General features: G+C 69.8%; 16 protein-coding genes. 5 read left to right on the top strand and 11 right to left on the bottom strand.

What is annotated here, in order from left to right; all coding sequences use genetic code 11:
* The first annotated feature begins 55 nt into the window (after nt 1-55).
* Nucleotides 56-841 (top strand): SDR family oxidoreductase, encoded by a 786-nt coding sequence (locus QWJ39_RS06720; protein WP_290256961.1) that lies wholly within the window; start codon nt 56-58, stop codon nt 839-841.
* Here the strand turns inward: QWJ39_RS06720 and QWJ39_RS06715 are convergent.
* The 3 genes from QWJ39_RS06715 to QWJ39_RS06705 all read right to left on the bottom strand — a co-directional run bounded on the left by QWJ39_RS06715 (nt 834) and on the right by QWJ39_RS06705 (nt 4,395).
* Nucleotides 834-1,898, bottom strand: a complete 1,065-nt coding sequence (locus QWJ39_RS06715) for an FUSC family protein (protein WP_290256960.1) — start codon at nt 1,896-1,898, stop codon at nt 834-836. The genes QWJ39_RS06720 and QWJ39_RS06715 overlap by 8 nt on opposite strands.
* Before the next feature lie 164 nt (nt 1,899-2,062).
* A complete protein-coding gene (locus QWJ39_RS06710) occupies nt 2,063-3,646 on the bottom strand; it encodes an MFS transporter (RefSeq protein ID WP_290256959.1) in 1,584 nt (527 codons plus the stop codon).
* Nucleotides 3,647-3,903: 257 nt separating this feature from the next.
* Nucleotides 3,904-4,395, bottom strand: coding sequence for a GNAT family N-acetyltransferase (locus QWJ39_RS06705; protein ID WP_290256957.1), 492 nt, complete (start codon nt 4,393-4,395; stop codon nt 3,904-3,906).
* A gap of 79 nt (nt 4,396-4,474) precedes the next feature.
* Between QWJ39_RS06705 and QWJ39_RS06700 the strand changes: the two genes are divergently transcribed.
* Nucleotides 4,475-4,732: a hypothetical protein gene (locus QWJ39_RS06700; protein WP_290256956.1), complete on the top strand. Its 258-nt coding sequence runs from the start codon at nt 4,475-4,477 to the stop codon at nt 4,730-4,732.
* Nucleotides 4,733-4,778: 46 nt separating this feature from the next.
* Here QWJ39_RS06700 and QWJ39_RS06695 read toward each other — a convergent pair whose 3' ends face one another.
* Nucleotides 4,779-7,301 carry an ATP-dependent DNA ligase gene (locus tag QWJ39_RS06695; RefSeq protein ID WP_290256955.1) on the bottom strand — a complete coding sequence of 841 codons (2,523 nt, stop codon included), beginning with the start codon at nt 7,299-7,301 and terminating at the stop codon, nt 4,779-4,781.
* A 40-nt stretch (nt 7,302-7,341) separates the two neighbouring features.
* Here QWJ39_RS06695 and QWJ39_RS06690 point away from each other — a divergent pair, with 40 nt between their 5' ends.
* A complete protein-coding gene (locus QWJ39_RS06690) occupies nt 7,342-8,433 on the top strand; it encodes a Ku protein (RefSeq protein WP_290256954.1) in 1,092 nt (363 codons plus the stop codon).
* Between the two features lie 36 nt (nt 8,434-8,469).
* Here QWJ39_RS06690 and QWJ39_RS06685 read toward each other — a convergent pair whose 3' ends face one another.
* From QWJ39_RS06685 to QWJ39_RS06655, 7 genes are all read right to left on the bottom strand, one after another.
* The gene (locus QWJ39_RS06685) at nt 8,470-8,757 is read right to left on the bottom strand and encodes a Rho termination factor N-terminal domain-containing protein (RefSeq protein WP_290256953.1); all 288 of its coding nucleotides are present in this window, start codon (nt 8,755-8,757) and stop codon (nt 8,470-8,472) included.
* 150 nt (nt 8,758-8,907) lie between these two features.
* Nucleotides 8,908-9,213 (bottom strand): hypothetical protein, encoded by a 306-nt coding sequence (locus tag QWJ39_RS06680; protein ID WP_290256952.1) that lies wholly within the window; start codon nt 9,211-9,213, stop codon nt 8,908-8,910.
* 112 nt (nt 9,214-9,325) lie between these two features.
* Nucleotides 9,326-9,604 (bottom strand): HPr family phosphocarrier protein, encoded by a 279-nt coding sequence (locus QWJ39_RS06675; RefSeq protein ID WP_290256951.1) that lies wholly within the window; start codon nt 9,602-9,604, stop codon nt 9,326-9,328.
* Between the two features lie 46 nt (nt 9,605-9,650).
* Nucleotides 9,651-11,705 (bottom strand): fructose-specific PTS transporter subunit EIIC, encoded by a 2,055-nt coding sequence (locus QWJ39_RS06670; protein ID WP_290256950.1) that lies wholly within the window; start codon nt 11,703-11,705, stop codon nt 9,651-9,653.
* A 2-nt stretch (nt 11,706-11,707) separates the two neighbouring features.
* Complete coding sequence (locus QWJ39_RS06665) at nt 11,708-12,694, bottom strand: hexose kinase (RefSeq protein WP_290256949.1); 987 nt, start codon at nt 12,692-12,694, stop codon at nt 11,708-11,710.
* Complete coding sequence (locus QWJ39_RS06660; protein ID WP_290256948.1) at nt 12,691-13,503, bottom strand: DeoR/GlpR family DNA-binding transcription regulator; 813 nt, start codon at nt 13,501-13,503, stop codon at nt 12,691-12,693. The genes QWJ39_RS06665 and QWJ39_RS06660 overlap by 4 nt, the downstream gene beginning before the upstream one ends.
* Nucleotides 13,504-13,791: 288 nt before the next feature.
* Nucleotides 13,792-14,055, bottom strand: a complete 264-nt coding sequence (locus tag QWJ39_RS06655; RefSeq protein WP_290256947.1) for a DUF6458 family protein — start codon at nt 14,053-14,055, stop codon at nt 13,792-13,794.
* Between the two features lie 372 nt (nt 14,056-14,427).
* On the opposite strand from QWJ39_RS06655, the gene QWJ39_RS06650 reads away from it, so the two are divergent.
* Nucleotides 14,428-15,045, top strand: a complete 618-nt coding sequence (locus tag QWJ39_RS06650; RefSeq protein WP_290256946.1) for a phospholipase — start codon at nt 14,428-14,430, stop codon at nt 15,043-15,045.
* A gap of 142 nt (nt 15,046-15,187) precedes the next feature.
* A complete protein-coding gene (locus tag QWJ39_RS06645; protein ID WP_290256945.1) occupies nt 15,188-16,213 on the top strand; it encodes a LacI family DNA-binding transcriptional regulator in 1,026 nt (341 codons plus the stop codon).
* Nucleotides 16,214-16,296: the final 83 nt, after the last annotated feature.

Here is a 16,296-nt window from a genome sequence, read left to right as displayed (position 1 = left end):
GTTGCCTGAGCCTTTTGTGCCTGATTGCAGGCGGGACCGGGACTAGGCTTCAGCTATGACAGCAGAGACCCCCGGAGCCACGCCCGCATCCACTGCCCTGGTCACCGGCGCCACCGCCGGGCTCGGGGCCGAGTTCGCCCGCCAGCTGGCCGAGCAGGGCCACCGGCTGGTCCTCGTGGCCCGCGACGCCGGGCGGCTGCGTGCCGTCGCCGAGGAGCTGGAGAACACCTTCGGAGTGACGGCAGAGGTGCTCCCGGCCGATCTGACCGAGGACACGGGCGTTGCCGCCGTCGTCGCGCGCCTCGCCGATCCCGCCCGCCCGGTGGAGATCCTGGTCAACAATGCCGGCATGGGCCTGCTCCGCTCTTTCGCCGAGAACCCGATCGAGGACGAGAAGCGCCACCTCAAGCTCCATGTCGAGACGGCGATGGAGCTCTCGCACGCCGCCCTGCAGGGCATGCTCCAGCGGGGCTCCGGCCGGATCATCAATGTGGCCTCCGTCGCCGCGTTCCTGCCGCGGGAAACCTACTCGGCCGCGAAGGCCTGGCTGCTGAGCTTCAGCCGGTGGGCCAACATTGCATATGCCTCGCGGGGCATACACGTGACGGCCGTCTGCCCCGGCTTCACCCACACCGAATTTCACGATCGGATGGGCATGGATAAGTCCGTGGCGCCGTCCTGGATGTGGCTGAGCGCTGAACAGGTGGTCCGTGAGGGCCTGGCGGACAACGCCCGGGGCCGTGGCGTGTCCATCCCCAGCCGGCGCTACAAGGCGCTGGTCGCGGCCGCGCGGCTGCTGCCGGCGAAGCTCGTGGCCGGACCGCCCCGCCGGGCTAAGTAGCGGCCCGGCGGCGGATCAACAGCACGACGGCGATCCCCACACAGGCGCCGAGCAGCGTCTCTACCGCCCGTTCGGCCACCAGCAGGTGCGGGTCGGCGGGGGAGGAGAGCTGGGTCATCAGCAGGATCACGGGGGTGAAGAACACCATGGCCAGCCCGTAGTGCCGGGCCATGAACAGCTCCGTACCGAACTGCAGCACGATCACCAGCACCGCGACGGCGGCGGTCTCGCCGGCGGGGAACAACCGCAGCGGGGAGCCTGCCCAGGGAAAGAGCACGGCCGCCACCACCAGCAGACCCAGCAGCGTGCCCACAATCCGGTGCAGGCCGCGGTAGACGCTGCTCGGCAGGTCGGCGCCGGCCAGCGGCACCGCCGCCGCGGCCATCGCCCAGTGCGGGTGGCCGCTGCCGCTGAGCACCCCGATGCTGCCGGCCGCCCCGACCGCGGCCAGGTAGCGGGCGGCATGAATCCAGGCCGCCCGGCGGCGGGCGCCGCGCAGCGGCGGCACGGTCCGTCCCGCCCCGCGCACCCATTTCCGGCTGCGGACCCAGCCGGCGAAGCCGACCAGGATGGAGAACGCCGCGGACCCGGCGCCGATCAGGACGGCAGCCGGTCCCGGCACGGGGGAGGGGATGGACGCGCACGCGCCGAGGGCCAGGAGGCCAAAGAACGGACCGTTCGGTTTCAGGTTCACCCGGTCCGCGAAGAGTGAGCCGACGGCGGCGAGGCCGGACTCCACGGCCACGAGAGTCCAGGAGTGCAGGTGGTTGACCGAGAGCAGCACGCCCACGGCCAGGCCGCCCACCAAAACCAGCGCCGCCTGGAGTTGGTGCCGGAGCCTGAGCTGGTGCGGTTCGGAGCGGCCGTACATGCCGGTCAGGGCACCGAAGACGGCGTAGACGATCAGGTCCGCCCGCCCGGCGGCCAGCAGTGCCAGCGAGGGAACGGCGACGCTGAGCGCCACGCGCAGCGCCGAGGCGTGGTCCCGGTTGGCCGGTCCCAGCGAGTGCAGACCCTTGGCGTGGCGGAGCAGGGAGGACAGCGGCGTGGACAGCAAGCGGACCTCCTGCGGCGTTGTGGTGGGGGAGAGCGGATGGGGGCGCGGCCAGGGATGGAATCGAAGCGGGCCGGGAGCCGCCAAAGGCCCGCCGTGGCCGCCGCCCCGGTGGGGACGGACGGGCCGCGACGGGCCTCGGAGGGCGGGGCGCTGGGCCGGGGTGACTAGGCCGGTGCGCCGACCTTGCCGCCGTCGGAGTCGCCCGCGGCGACCAGGGGCATATCCATGTGTTCCAGGTCGATCAGAGGGTTTTCGTCCTGGGTGGCGACCAGTTCCCGGGCCTCGGCCTGGGTGTCCACGCTCGGCATGGAGCCGGGCAGCGGCATCTGGGCGGATTCGCGCAGGAAGTAGATCGCGACGGCGCCGATCGCCGAGGTGGCCATCAGGTAGTACGCCGGCATCATGTCGTTGCCGGTGGCCGAGATCAGGGCCGCGACGATGAACGGCGTGGTGCCGCCGAAAATCGCCACCGAGAAGTTGTACGCGATGCCCATGGCGCCGTAGCGGCTGGCGGTCGGGAACTGGGCCGGCAGGGCGGAGGCCAGGTTGGCGACGTAGAACGTCACGGGGAACGCGATCAGCGCCAGGCCCGCCAGGGTGGACCAGATCTCGCCGACGCCGATCAGCATGAATGCCGGGGTGGCCAGGACCACGGTGCTGATGGCACCGATCCAGAGCACGGGCCGGCGGCCGATCCGGTCGGAGAGCTTGCCGGTCAGCGGGATGCAGAGGCTCATGACCACCAGGACGGGGATGGTCAGCAGGGTGCCGTGCACCTCGTCGTAGCCCTTGGACTCGGTGAGGTAGGTCGGCATGTAGGAGGTCAGGGCGTAGCCGGCGGTGTTCGCGGCGGCCACCAGGATCATGGCGGTGATGATCGAGCGCCAGTAGGCCTTCACGATGCCCACCGGACCCTTTGAGGCGGTGTCATCACTGGCGGAGGCGTCCTTGGCGAGGTTCTCCTGGGCATCCAGGGTGGCCTGGAACTGCGGGGATTCCTCGATCTTGCTCCGGAAGTACACGGCGACGGCGCCGAGCGGGCCGGCCACGAGGAACGGGATGCGCCAACCCCACTGCTCCATGGTGTCCTGGCCCAGGGTCAGCTGCAGGACGGACACCAGCGCGGCGCCGAGGGCGAAGCCCAGGTAGCTGCCCATGTCCAGGAAGCTGGCGAAGAAGCCGCGGCGCTTGTCCGGGGCGTATTCGCTGACGAAGGTGGTGGCGCCGGCGTATTCGCCGCCGGTGGAGAAGCCCTGGATGAGCTTGAAGACCACCAGCAGCACGGCGGCCCAGATGCCGATCTGGGCGTAGCCCGGGAGCAGTCCGACGGCGAAGGTGCTGGCCGCCATGATCAGCAGGGTGGCGGCCAGGACCTTCTGGCGGCCCACCTTGTCGCCCAGCCACCCGAACACGACGCCGCCGAGGGGGCGGGCGATGAACGTGGCGGCGAAGGTGCCGAGCAGGAAGAGGGTCTGGACGGTCTTGTCCGCCTCGGGCAGGAAGACCGGGCCCATGGTGGTGATCAGGTAGCCGAACACGCCGACGTCGTACCATTCCATGGTGTTGCCGACGATGGTTCCGCCGAGGGCCTTCTTCAGCATCGGCTGGTCAACGACGTTGACGTCGGACTCGCGGAGCCGGCGGCGGCGGAGGCGTGGCTTCTTGGCGGCGACGGGTGCGCCAGGGTTGGTTCCGGCGGCGTTGGCTACGCCTGCGGAAGAGTCGGTCGTGCTTCGGTCTTTGGGCATTTGGGAGGCTCCTGTGGAGGTCATTTGCTTGCGACTTCTAGCTGCCCCGCTCTGGGCAGGCTCTCAATTTTACGGGATTTCCGTAGTCATTCCGATTTTTGTGCCGTAGGATGCCCCTTTTTCGGCAGCCGGACGACCGGGGCGGGCGCGGAGCCGTGACCGCATATTCCGCGTCATCACTGGGAAGTAAGCAGTGAGCTTATTAGTTTGGTAACAATTGGGCCGCAACCGCTCTGAAGTCCCGGATTCCGGGCGTTTTAGCGCCGTTCCAGCCTGATTTCGGGGAGCTCGAACCAGTCCTTGGGGAGCAGTTTCCGGGTGCCGTCGGGCGTGAAGCCGTGCCGGGCGTAGAAGGCCCGCGCGCGGGGGTTGTCTTCGAGGACCCACAGGTAGGCCGGGCCGGGGCCGACGGCGGCGTGCAGCAGGGCCGCGCCGAGCCCGGAACCGTAGGCGGCCCGCAGCGTGTAGATCGCGTAGAGCTCCTGTTGGTCCGGCCGGTCCCCGTCCCGTCCCGGGCCGCCGTGGGCGAACCCGACGATCCGGCCGCCGTCGTCGAGGGCGATCACCGGCGCGGACGGGCCCACCAGGGAGGGCCGCCGATTCTCCGTCCGCTCCGGCAAGGAGGCGCGGCGGGCGGCGAAGAACTCCGCCGGGAGGACGTGGGAGTAGCACTCCTCATGGGCCAGCGTGTGCATCTCGACCAGGGCTTCGGCATCGGCGGGCGTGGCCTGCCGCAGGTGGTATTCCATGCCCCCAGCCTAGAGACATGGCGACGGCGGCAGACCTACCATGGTGGGACGCTTCATTTCATCGCGGAAAGGAAGAGTCATGGCGGATCATCACTCGAAAGAGCAGCTTGAGCCGGAGGTCGCCCAACACCTCACCGAGTCCATGGACAAGGTCCCCGGCCCGGAGATCAAGCGGCCGGCCCCGCCGTCGCCGGCGGACGGCCACCCGTGGCCGGACGGCAGCGGCAAGCACCACCACCCCAGGGACCGCGACTCCGTCCACTCACAGCAGGGCCAGCAGGTGGCCGACGCCGCCATGCACCGCCAAAGCCGGCCGCAGATCCCTCACCACGACTAGGCCGGGTTTCAGACGGTGGCCGCCGTCGGATTGTCCGGGCCCGCCGTCAGCCGGATTCGACGACGACGTCGGCCGGGGTTTTGTCCAGCCGCCAGCCGCGCCAGACGGGGTGGCGGAGCTTCCCGGCGCCCGTCCACTCGCCGAACGTCACCTCGCCCACGAGCTTGGCCGAGACCCAGCGCGCGTCGGCGGCGTCCGCGGCGGGCACCTCGTCGAAGGGTGGCGTCTTGCGCGGGATCGCGTCAAGGGTCCGGCGCATCTCGGCGAGCTCGCGGGTGCTGAAGCCGCTTCCCACGCGGCCGACGTAGCGGAGTCCCGAACCGTCGGGGATGCCCACCAGGAGGGACCCGACGGTGTCGCTCCGGCCCCCGTTGCCCGGCCGCCAGCCGCCCACCACCACCTCCTGGGTCCGCTCGAATTTCAGCTTCAGCCAGGACCGGCTGCGCTGGCCGACGTAGCGGCCGCCCGTGCGCTTGGCCATGATGCCCTCGAGGCCCAGTTCCTGCGCGCTCTCGAGCAGATGCCCGACGTCGGCGTCGATCACCTCGGAGAGCTGCACCGGGCAGTCGCCCCGGGATACGGCAGCGAAGAAGGCATCCAGCCGTTTCCGCCGGGTGGTCAGCGGGCGGCGGCGCAGGTCCTCGCCGCCGTCGGTGAGCAGGTCGAACAGCATCAGCCGCACCGGGGTCGCGGCCTGCGCCTTGGCCACGTCGCCGGCCTTGGTCAGCTTCATTCGGCCCTGCAACAGCCCGAAATCGGGCCGCCCGGACGGCCCGACGGCGATGATCTCGCCGTCGGCGGCGAAATCCTGCGGTGGCCAGCAGGACCGGTCCGTCAGCTCCGGGTAGCTGGCGGACATGTCGATCCCGTTGCGGCTGATCAAGCGGATCCGCTGCGCGTCGCCGAGCACCAGGGCCCGGACGCCGTCCCACTTGAGCTCGAACTGCCAGTCACTGTCGGTCAGGTCCCCGCGCGTTCCCGGGCTGGCCAGCATGGGGGAGAGCTGGGCCGGATCCGGGGCTGCGGCCTCCGCCGTGCCGCCGTCGCGGTCGTCGCCCGCCCCGCCTTCGTCGTCACCCTCTCCCTGCCCGCCACCGTCCGGCCCGGGTCCGTCGCCGTCATTCGAATCCTCGTGGTGTTCCTTCGCCTCGTCCATCAGGTGGATCAGCCACTGGTCCTTGGCCTTGCCGGTGTGGATGAGGGCGAAGCGCCGGCTGCCGCCCAGCCCGCCGCCGTCCTGCCCGGTGAGCGTGGCGATGACCTCCTTGCCGGCGATCCACTTCTCGCACTCGTACGTTCCGCGGTCCCAGATGCTGACGGTTCCGGCGCCGTACTGGCCCTTGGGGATGGTCCCCTCGAAGTCCGCATAATCCATCGGGTGGTCCTCGGTCTGCACCGCCAGGTGGTTCTTGGCCTTGGAAACTGGCACACCCTTGGGCAGCGCCCAGGAGACCAGCACGCCGTCGCGCTCCAGCCGGAAGTCGTAGTGCAGCCGGCTGGCGTGGTGTTCCTGTATGACGAAGCTCTCCCGGAGGGTTTCTTCCGCGGCACGGTTGCGGTGCCTCTCGGCGGTGAACGGTTCCGGGGTGGCGGCGGCGTCGCGCTTGGTGCGGTACTTCTCCAGGCGCGGGTCGGTGTCCCCGCCGTCGCCCGGGGCAGCGGCACTGGCGCCGCCGTCGTGCTTCCCGGAAATCACGGCGAACGGGTCCTTGCCGGCGGCCACCCGCTTCATCACCTCGCGGTAATCCAACTGGTGCAGCGTCGGCGCCGCGAGCTCCCGCCAGGTGCGGGGCGCGGCGACGGTGGGCTGGAGCCGGCCGCGCAGCGAGTACGGGACGATCGTGGTCTTGGCCGCGTTGTTCTGGCTCCAGTCGACCAGGACTTTGCCGGCGCGAAGGGTCTTCTTCATGTCGCTCACGGCCAGGTCCGGGTGGTCCGCCTCGAGCGCCCGGGCCAGCTCGTGGGCGAAGTCGGCGATCTGGTCCGAGCTCTGCGTGCCGTCTAGGGCGGCGTAGAGGTGGATGCCCTTGCTGCCGCTGGTCACGGGCACGGGGTCCAGGCCCACGTCCCGGAGGATGGCCCGGGCCAGGGTGGCCACTTCCACGCATTCGGCCAGGCCCGCGCCCTCGCCCGGGTCCAGGTCAAGGACCAAGCGGTCCGGGGGCAGCGGATCGCCGCCGGAAGCCACCCGCCATTGCGGCACGTGGATCTCCAAGGCGGCGATCTGGGCCAGCCAGGTGAGGGTGGCCGGATCGTTGACCAGGGGGTACTGGGCGGTGCGGTCCTTGTGGGTGATGGACGCCCGCGGCACCCAGCCGGGGGTGGAATGGTCCAGGTTCTTCTGGAAGAACATCTCCCCGGGCGCGTCCGCGGTGCCGACGCCGTGCACCCAGCGTTTGCGGGTGGCCGGGCGGTCCGCGGCGGCGGGGATCAGGACGGGTGCGACGGCGGCGTAGTACGCCAGCACGTCGGCCTTGGTGGTGCCGGTCTCCGGGTACATCACCTTGTCCAGATTGGTCAGCACCAGCTCCCGGCCGTCCACCCGGACCCGTTCCTTGCCCTCAGCCACGGGGCTTCACCTCCGTGCCGGTCTGGTGTTCACTTGAGCCATGAGAGCCATCTGGAAAGGCGCGATAGCGTTCGGCCTGGTCAACGTCCCCGTCAAGGTCTACAGCGCCACCGAGGATCACGACATCAGCCTGCACCAGGTGCACAACGCCGACGGCGGGAGGATCCGCTACCAGCGCCGCTGCGAGGTGTGCAGCAAGGTCATCGACTATGAGGACATCGACAAGGCGTACGAGGACGATGGCCGGACGGTGATCCTCAGCCGCGAGGAACTGAAGTCCATTCCGGCGGAGAACAGCCACGAGATCGAGGTGGTGCAGTTCGTCCCTGCCGACCAGCTGGACCCGATGATGTTCGAGAAGAGCTATTACCTGGAGCCGGATGCCAAGTCGCCGAAGGCGTACATGCTGCTGCGCCGGGCGCTCGAGGACACGGACCGGGTAGCGGTGGTCCAGTTTGCGCTGCGGGAGAAGACCCGTCTGGGCACCCTGCGGATCCGCGGCGACGTGCTGGTCCTGCAGAGCCTGCTCTGGGCCGACGAAGTACGCGAGGCCAACTTCCCGGCCCTGGAGACCACCGTCCGGATCTCCGCCCAGGAGCGGGAGATGTCCGCTGCCCTGGTCGATTCGATGGCGGCCGACTTCGATCCGGCGCAGTTCACCGATGACTACCAGCTCCAGCTGCGGCAGCTGATCGACGCCAAGATCGAGCAGGGCGACTCGCTGGACACGGAGGAGACCTTCGGCGCTCCGGCGGCGGAGGCGGGCACCGGCGAGGTGATCGACCTGATGGACGCCCTGAAGCGGAGCATCGAACGCAAGCGCGGCGGCGGGTCCGACGGCGGAGCCTCCGAGGGCGCGTCCGGCGGGTCCGGGGGCGCCACGTCGGGCACGACGAAGACCGCCGCCGCCAAGGCGAGTACTGCCAAATCCGGCACCGCCAAATCCAGCGCCGCCAAACCCGCGGCCGCAAAGACGAGCGCCGCGAAGTCCGGCACAGGCGCGTCCGGCAGCACCAAGTCTGCCGGGACCAGAACTGCCGCCACCAAGACAGCCGCCACCAAGACAGCAGCCACCAAGACGGCCGCCACCAAGTCCGGGACCGCGAAGACCGCGGCGCGGAAGGGCGCCTGAGCCGGGGGAGGCCGCCCGGGGCAGCGCCGACACAGTCTAGGAGTTCCGCAGAGCGGAGATGAGTTCGCTCTTCTTCTTGGCCGAGTAGCCAGTGAGCCCGATTTCCTTGGCGCGCTTCTTCAGTTCCGGGACCGTCCAGTCCTCGTAGTCGCCGGAGTGGCCGCCCTTGCTGCCCACGCTGGAGCGCCCGCGCTTGGCCGCGGCGTTGGAGATCCGTGCCGCCTTCTGCTTGGAGGCGCCGTCCTCGAGCAGCGCCTCATACATCTCGGGGTCCTTGATGCTGGGGCTCTCGGAGCCTTGCGGTGCGCCCTTCTTGGTCGGCATGCCTACCCCTCCTGATCGGTCCTGAACCGTCCTGAATCCGTGCGGTGCCGGAGCCGGCCGGCCCCCTGCGCCCTTCCTGCCCACGCTAACCACGGGCGGAAGCGAACACAAGCATTTCGTCAGCATGCTGACGAATCGTCCGTGGGGCCGCTACATCCGGGAACCGTGGTGACCTGCGCGGCGTCGTCCCAGCCGGAAGCCGAGCCAGAAAGCCAGTGTGAGAAGTCCTGCCCCCACCAGCAGGTAACCCGCACGGGCCAGGTCGTCCATCAGGATGAAGTCGTCCGAGAAGAATGACTGGTCGGCCAGCGGGGCATAGGCAAACCAGCCGGCACTCCGGCGCGGTGCTTGGAGTGCGGCAATCCCGGCGGCGATGGCTGCCATCCCAAGGAGCGGCACTAGGAGCACTTGCCAGCGAAAGCGCGAGCCGGCCGGATGAGATTCCCCCGAAGTCATGGCCCCAGCCTAGCTCCGCCGCCTTGCATCCCAAGGAAGCCCGGGCCTTAAAGCGAAAGGCCGCCGCCCCGTCCCGCGAGGGGAAGGAGCGGCGGCCTGTCGGCGTCGCTGACTACTCGGCGTCGTGGTCCGTTTCGAGGATCTGGACCAGGCGGTCGAGGGCGGCGTCGGCGCCGTCGCCCTCGGCACGCAACACCACAACCTCGCCGTGCGAGGCGCCCAGGCTCATCAGCGAGAGGATGCTGGCGGCGTCCATGGCCTCGTCCGCGGGTTCGCCGAGCCGGGCGATGGTGATGTCCAGATCGAACTCGCCCGCGGCCTCGGCGAAGATGGCGGCCGGGCGGGCGTGCAGGCCCACGCGGCTGGCGATGGTGGCGTTACGTTCGGTCATTGTTGCTCCTAGATTTTCAGCGTGGAATGGTCTGTGGTGAACCGGCTCAGACGGTGACGGGGACCGGTTCCACCGTATCAACGGTCTTCTTGACTGCCCAGCGCTTCAGCGCGATCACCGACAGGGCGGTAACCACGGTGCCGACGGCGATCGCAACGACGAACATCAGGAAGTTGTCGATGGCGAAGAAGACGAAGAGGCCACCGTGCGGGGCCTTGGATCCGACGCCGGCCGCCATCGAGATGGCTCCGGTCACCGCGCCGCCGAGCATGCTTGCGGGGATGACGCGCAGCGGGTCGGCCGCGGCGAACGGGATGGCGCCTTCGGAGATGAACGAGGCACCCAGCAGCCAGGCGGCCTTGCCGTTTTCCTGCTCGGCCAGGCTGAAGAGCTTCTTGTTCAGGACGGTCGAGGCCAGGGCCATGGCCAGCGGCGGAACCATGCCGGAGGCCATCACGGCGGCCATGATCTGCCACGGGGCCTGGTTGTCGATCGAGGCGGCGCCGAGGCCGGCGACGGCGAACGAGTAGGCAACCTTGTTGACCGGGCCGCCGAGGTCGAAGCACATCATCAGGCCGAGGATCACGCCGAGGGCGATCGCGCCGGCGCCGGTCAGTCCGGAGAGCCAGGAGTTCAGGCCGTTGGTGATGGCCACGATCGGGCCGCCGAGGATGACGAACATCAGGCCGGAGGCCACCAGCGAGGCCACCAGCGGGATGATCACCACGGGCATCAGGCCGCGCAGCCAGCGGGCCACCTGCAGGCGGCCGATGACGAGGGCGATGTAGCCGGCCAGCAGGCCGCCGACGATGCCGCCGAGGAAGCCGGCGCCCATGAAGCCTGCGACGGCGCCCGCGACGAAGCCGGGGGCGATGCCCGGACGGTCGGCGATCGCGTAAGCGATGTAACCGGCCAGCGCCGGGACCAGGAAGCCCAGCGAGAGGGCGCCGATCTTGAACAGGACGGCACCGAGGTAGGCGCCGAGCGGGCCCCAGGCGTTGTCCGGGTACTGGGTGGGCAGGTTGAAGAGGGAGTTCTGCAGGACGATGTTGTCCGCGAACTTCGTGATCAGGTAGCCGCCCATGAGGAAGCCGAGAGCGATCAGCAGGCCGCCGCCGGCGACGAACGGGATCATGTAGCTGACGCCGGTGAGCAGGGCCTTCTTCAGCTTCTGGCCGACGTGCTCGCCGCGCTCCTCGGCCTCGTGCTCGGCCTGTTCCTCCGCGCCGAAGTGCGGGACGCGGCGGGCGTTGGGGTTGTCCGCGGCGGCGAGGGCCTCCTGGACCATCTTGTCCGGCTCGTCGATGCCGCGCTTGACCGGGGCGTTGATGACGGGCTTGCCGGCGAAGCGCTCCTTGCCGCGGACGTCGACGTCGACCGCGAAGATCACCGCGTCGGCGGCGGCGATCACGGCCGGGTCCAGCGCCTTGGCGCCCGAGGAACCCTGCGTCTCGACCTGCAGGTCGACGCCGACCTCCTTGGCCGCGGCGACGAGGGAGTCGGCGGCCATGTAGGTGTGCGCGATGCCGGTGGGGCAGGCGGTGACGGCGACGAGGCGCTTGGCACGCGCAGCACCGGCGGTGCCGGCAGCAGCGGCGCCGGTGGCTGCGGCTGCCGGTTCGGCGGGAGCTGCGGCGTGGGCGGCGGGCTTGTCGGCCAAGGCACCCTCGACCAGTTCCACGACCTCGGCCTGGCTGGACGCGGCGCGGAGGGCGGCGGTGAAGTCCTTTTTGATCAGGGACCGGGCGAGCTTGGAGAGCAGCTTCAGGTGCTCCTGGTCAGCGCCTTCCGGGGCTGCGATGAAGAAGATCAGGTCCGCCGGGCCGTCCTTGGCGCCGAAGTTGACCGGGTTGGAGAGGCGGGCCATGGTCAGCGTGGCCTCCGTGACCGCCGTCGAGCGGCAGTGCGGGATGGCGATGCCGCCGGGCACGCCGGTAGCGGTCTTGGACTCACGGGCGAAGGCGTCGGCGAAGAGGCCCTCGACCTCGGTGGCGCGTCCGTTGGCTGCAACCTTGCCTGCCAGGTGCCGGATCACGTCCTCGGGTGAAGTGCCGAGATTCTGGTCGAGCTCGACCAGTTCGGGAGTGATGAGCTGGGTCACTGTCAATCCTTTGTCAGGGCCGTGATGGTTACGGCATCGGGGGTGGTTTGGTGCACTGCCGGGACTCGGGAGCCGGGCAGGGAGGCGGCGGCGGCACCGTGGGCCACCGCCTGACGAAGGCAATCAGCCGGGGCGGCGCCCTGGCTTGCGGCGAGCAGGTAGCCGGCCAGCGACGAATCGCCGGCGCCCACCGTGCTGACCGCGGTGACCGGCGGGTGCGTGGCGAGCCACGCGCCGTCGGCCGTCACAAGAACCGCACCCTTGGAACCGAGTGTGGCGAGTACGGCGCCCACCCCGGAGCGGACGACGGCGGCGGCGGCCGTGGCGGCTGCCTCCGGGTCGGCCTCGAGCTCCTCGGCGGACTTGTCCGTGGCGAAGCCGGCCGCTGCAGCCAGTTCCGCCAGTTCCTCGGCGTTGGGCTTGAGCAGGTCCGGCATGCCGAGGGGGTCGCCGGAGACCGCTGCGGCGAGGGGTTCGCCGGAGGAGTCGACGGCGATGAGGGGTGCCTCGGAGCCGTCGTGGGTGGAGCGCAGCCGCCGGGTGACGGTGGCGTAGAAATCGGCCGGAACTCCGGGCGGGAGCGAGCCGGCCAGGACCACCCAGCTGGCGCCGCGGGCGGAGTCCAGCAGCAGCCCGATCAGGGCCTCCTGCTGTTCGGCGCTCAGCACCGGGCCGGGTTCGTTGATCTTGGTGGTGACGCCGCCGGGTTCGGTGAGGGCCACGTTGCTGCGCAGCGGCTCCCCGATCGGCAGGGCGGCGAAGGGCACCTCGGTATCTCGGAGCCCGGCCAGGACCGGGTCGGCCTCCGCGCCCGGGAGCACGGCGAGGGTCTTCAACCCGGAGGCCACGAGGGCCCGGGAGACGTTGACGCCCTTGCCGCCGGATTCCTGCCGGACGGAGAGGGCGCGCTGGACTTCGCCGCGCTGCAGGGGACCCGGGAGGGCGACGGTTCGGTCCAGGCTGGGGTTGGCGGTGAGGGTGACGATCATGCGACCACCACCTCCACTCCGGCGTCCGAGAGCGCGGCCGCGAGGGCCGGACTGGGATTCGAGTTGGTGATCACGGTGTCCAGATCTTTCAGGGAGGCGAACTGGACCAGCGTTTCCGCGTCCAGCTTGGAGGAGTCGGCCAGCACCACGATGCGGCGTGCCGAGCGGACGAAGGCGGCCTTGACGGCTGCTTCTTCAGGATCGGGAGTACTCAGCCCGAAGGCCGCGGAGATGCCGTTGGTGCCGATGAAGGCGATGTCCGGCCGGATCCGGCCGGCGGCCTCCACGGTGGACTGGCCGACGGCGGCCTGGGTCAGGCCGCGGACCTTGCCGCCGAGCAGGTGCAGGGCGATGCCGGTCTCGCCGGAGAGCCTGGCCGCGATCGGCAGGGCGTGGGTGATGACGACGAGTTCGGCGTCGGCACCATTGCTGCCGGCGCCGGTGGTGCCTGCCGCCGAGCGGGCGGCCAGCATGCCGGCCAGGGCCTCGGTGGTGGATCCGGCGTCGATCAGGATGCTGCCGGAACGGTCCTCGGGGATCAGGGCCAGGGCCGCCGCGGCGATCCGGGTCTTCTCCGAGGGGCGCTGGACCGTGCGTTCGAGGATGCTCTCCTCGGTGGTGCTGATCCGTTCGGGGGAGACGGCGCCGCCGTGGACCCGGCGGACGCTGCCGGCGGCCTCGAGGGCGGCCAGGTCGCGGCGCACGGTTTCGGTGGTGATGCTGAAACGCTCGGCGAGGTCCGTCACGCTGGCCCGGCCGCTGGCGGCCACGAGCTCAACGATCAGTTGCTGGCGTTCCTCGGCGAACACTTGCCCTCCATTGCGGCTTTGACGTGGCTGCGGATCCTGCTGGTCCCGACTTCGGTGACCGCTGTCACATCGAAGTGGAATTGATTGACTTTATCTTTGATCATGTGGCTTTGTCAACGAAAAACCACAAGAACAAAGAACGTTGGTGCGGGGGTTTCGGTGGCGGGGCCCGGAGGGGTGGGGCGGATGCTGCTTAAACGCCGGATGCCGGGCCGGACCAGTGGGGTCCGGCCCGGCATCCGGGCGGTGCTATGCGGGGCTGCGCCCGCCGGGATGGCGGGCCTCTGGCTAGATGCCGGCGTCGCGGCTCTCGTTGCGGGTGATGGTCTCGCCGGTGTTGGGGTCAACCACCGAGCGGGTCTCGCTGACGCGGCGGGTGCGGCTGCGGCCGGGGGAGGCCAGGATCAGCGAGGCGATCAGGCCGATCACGCCGACGATCATCAGGATGTACCCGATCATGGTCTGGTCCACGTTGGGGATCAGTCCGGGGGTGATGGCCCAGGCCAGGATGGCACCGAGGGCGATCAGGAAGATGGAGGATCCGATTCTCATTTCTTGCTCCTTAGGGGTCCGGATGGACGGTGTCACTGGCTGAGTCTGGTGAAGTCCTGTGGTGCAGTCGGTATCGAAGAGTCCGGGTCGCGACCAGGGCCGCCGCCTGAAGGGCTGCGGCCAACGCTAAGCATGCTGTCCATTGTCACGCTACAGCCCGGCACCCCCGGATACAACGATTTCGGCCCCGGCTTGACGGAAAAACCGCAGGTGAGGGCGGTTTTTCGCGTCACTTCCGGGTTTCCGCGCCCCTTCCGGACCGGCGCGGCCCGGACCCAGGGTGCGCCGGTCCGGAAGCGCAGCGGATTTCCGGAACCGGCGCGGCAAGCCCCGGTTCGACGGCGCGGCCCGGGTTCTCGCTAGGCTGGCCGGATGGAGACGGTTGCCTGGTCCAGGCCGGAGGCGGAGCGGGAGGGCACCCCGCTGCTGGTGATGCTGCACGGTTACGGCACGGACGAAACCCGGATGTCGAACCTGTTCGGCAGCCTGCCGCCCGAGTTCACCTGCGCCGCGCTGCGCGGCCCGAAGGTGATCGGCGACGACTACGGCTGGTTCCTGCTGGACTACTTCCTCACCCACGACTTCGCGGACGTGATTTCCGCCGCCAACCGGGTCTTCGCCTGGATCGACTCGGTCAAGGACCGGCACAGCAGCGTCAGCCTCCTCGGCTACTCCCAGGGCATGGCCATGGCCAGCACCCTGCTGCGCCTGCGACCCGAAGGCTTCCGCGCCGCCGTCGGGCTCTCCGGGTTCGTACTGGAGAACGAACTGCTGGCCATGAGTGAGTCGTTTGAGGCCCGCCCGCCGTTCTTCTGGGGCCGGGACAAGGACGACGTCGTCATCAACGACGCCGCCACCGAACACACGGCCGAATGGCTGGAAGAGCACACCCAGCTCACGGCCCGCAGCTACCCCGGGATGGGGCATTCGATCTCGGCGGCCGAGCTGGTGGACGTCGGGGCGTTCCTGCGGCACTACGTCCTGCGTTGACGGAGCCCGGGCCCGGCGGATAATCCATTCGATGGCCCGAATCCGGGTACTTGCGCCCTGTTTTTATAAGCGTTTACACTCTAATTTGGCCAATTTGATCGGCCCACTACTTGCTGGGGAGAAAGGTCTAGGCCCGTGTCGCATGGCTAAGGCACCGCGCGTGACCATCCAGGACGTGGCAGCCCTCTCCGGGCTCTCGATCTGCACCGTCTCCCGTGCACTCCGCAACCTCCCCAATGTGTCCGAAAAGGCGCAGGCCAAGGTCGCGGACGCGGCCGGCAAGCTGGGCTACCGCGCATCCAGCGCAGCCTCCCGCCTGGCCGGAGGCTCCACCGGCGCCGTCGCCATCATCGTCCCCACCGCAACCGCGTGGTTCTTCGCCCAGGCCGTCGAGGCCGCGGAGGAGGTCTTCGCCGACAGCGGCTACGACACGGTGCTGATCAGCCTCCGGAACCGCCCCAGCGTGCAGCGCAAGCTGTTCGGTGACCTGGCCGGACTGGCCCAGCGCGTGGACGGGGTCCTGCTGCTGAACGTGGCGCTGGACGCCGCCGAGGTCGCGGCCCTGGAGGAATCCGGCCTCGCCGTCGCCAGCGTGGGCATGCAGTCCGTGCCCTGGGACAACGTCGGGATCGACGACGAGGAAGCGGCTCGGAAGGCCACCGGCCACCTCCTGGACCTGGGCCACTGGGACCTGGCAATGCTGGCCGGCACGGAGCCGCCGTCGAGCACCGTGGTCACCGCGGACGCCCGCCGCCGCGGCTTCGAACGGGCGCTCGCGGAGCACGACCTGACGCTGGACCCGGACCTGGTCCTGGATGCCGGCTCCAGCATCGAGGGCGGCCGCCGGGCCATGACCGAACTGGTCGAGAACCGCAGGCTCCCCTCCGCCGTGTTCGCCGGCTGCGACGAAACGGCCTTCGGTGCGCTGATGGCCCTGCGTGACCTGGGCATGTCGGCGCCGAAAAACGTCTCGATCATCGGGATCGACGACCATCAAATGAGCTGGTTCCTGGGCCTGACCACCGTGGCCCAGCCGGTCGCGGACCAGGGCGCCTTCGCCGCGAACCTGCTGGTGGAGCGCCTGCTCCGGCCGGAACCGCCGGCCCGCACCGTCCACCTGCTCGAGACCAAGCTGGTGGAGCGGCGCAGTACCCGCCGACGACGCTGACCACACTCCTGGCCCCGCGGCCGGACAGCAGACCCCCGGCTCCACCCCCGAATCTCTACATCCGTCTGGAAGGACACCCGAAC

This window comes from Arthrobacter sp. YD4 (assembly GCF_030410515.1).
Lineage (GTDB): Bacteria > Actinomycetota > Actinomycetes > Actinomycetales > Micrococcaceae > Arthrobacter.
The sequence above is the reverse complement of the archived record's forward strand: the minus strand, read 5'-3'. Positions and strand labels throughout refer to the sequence as shown.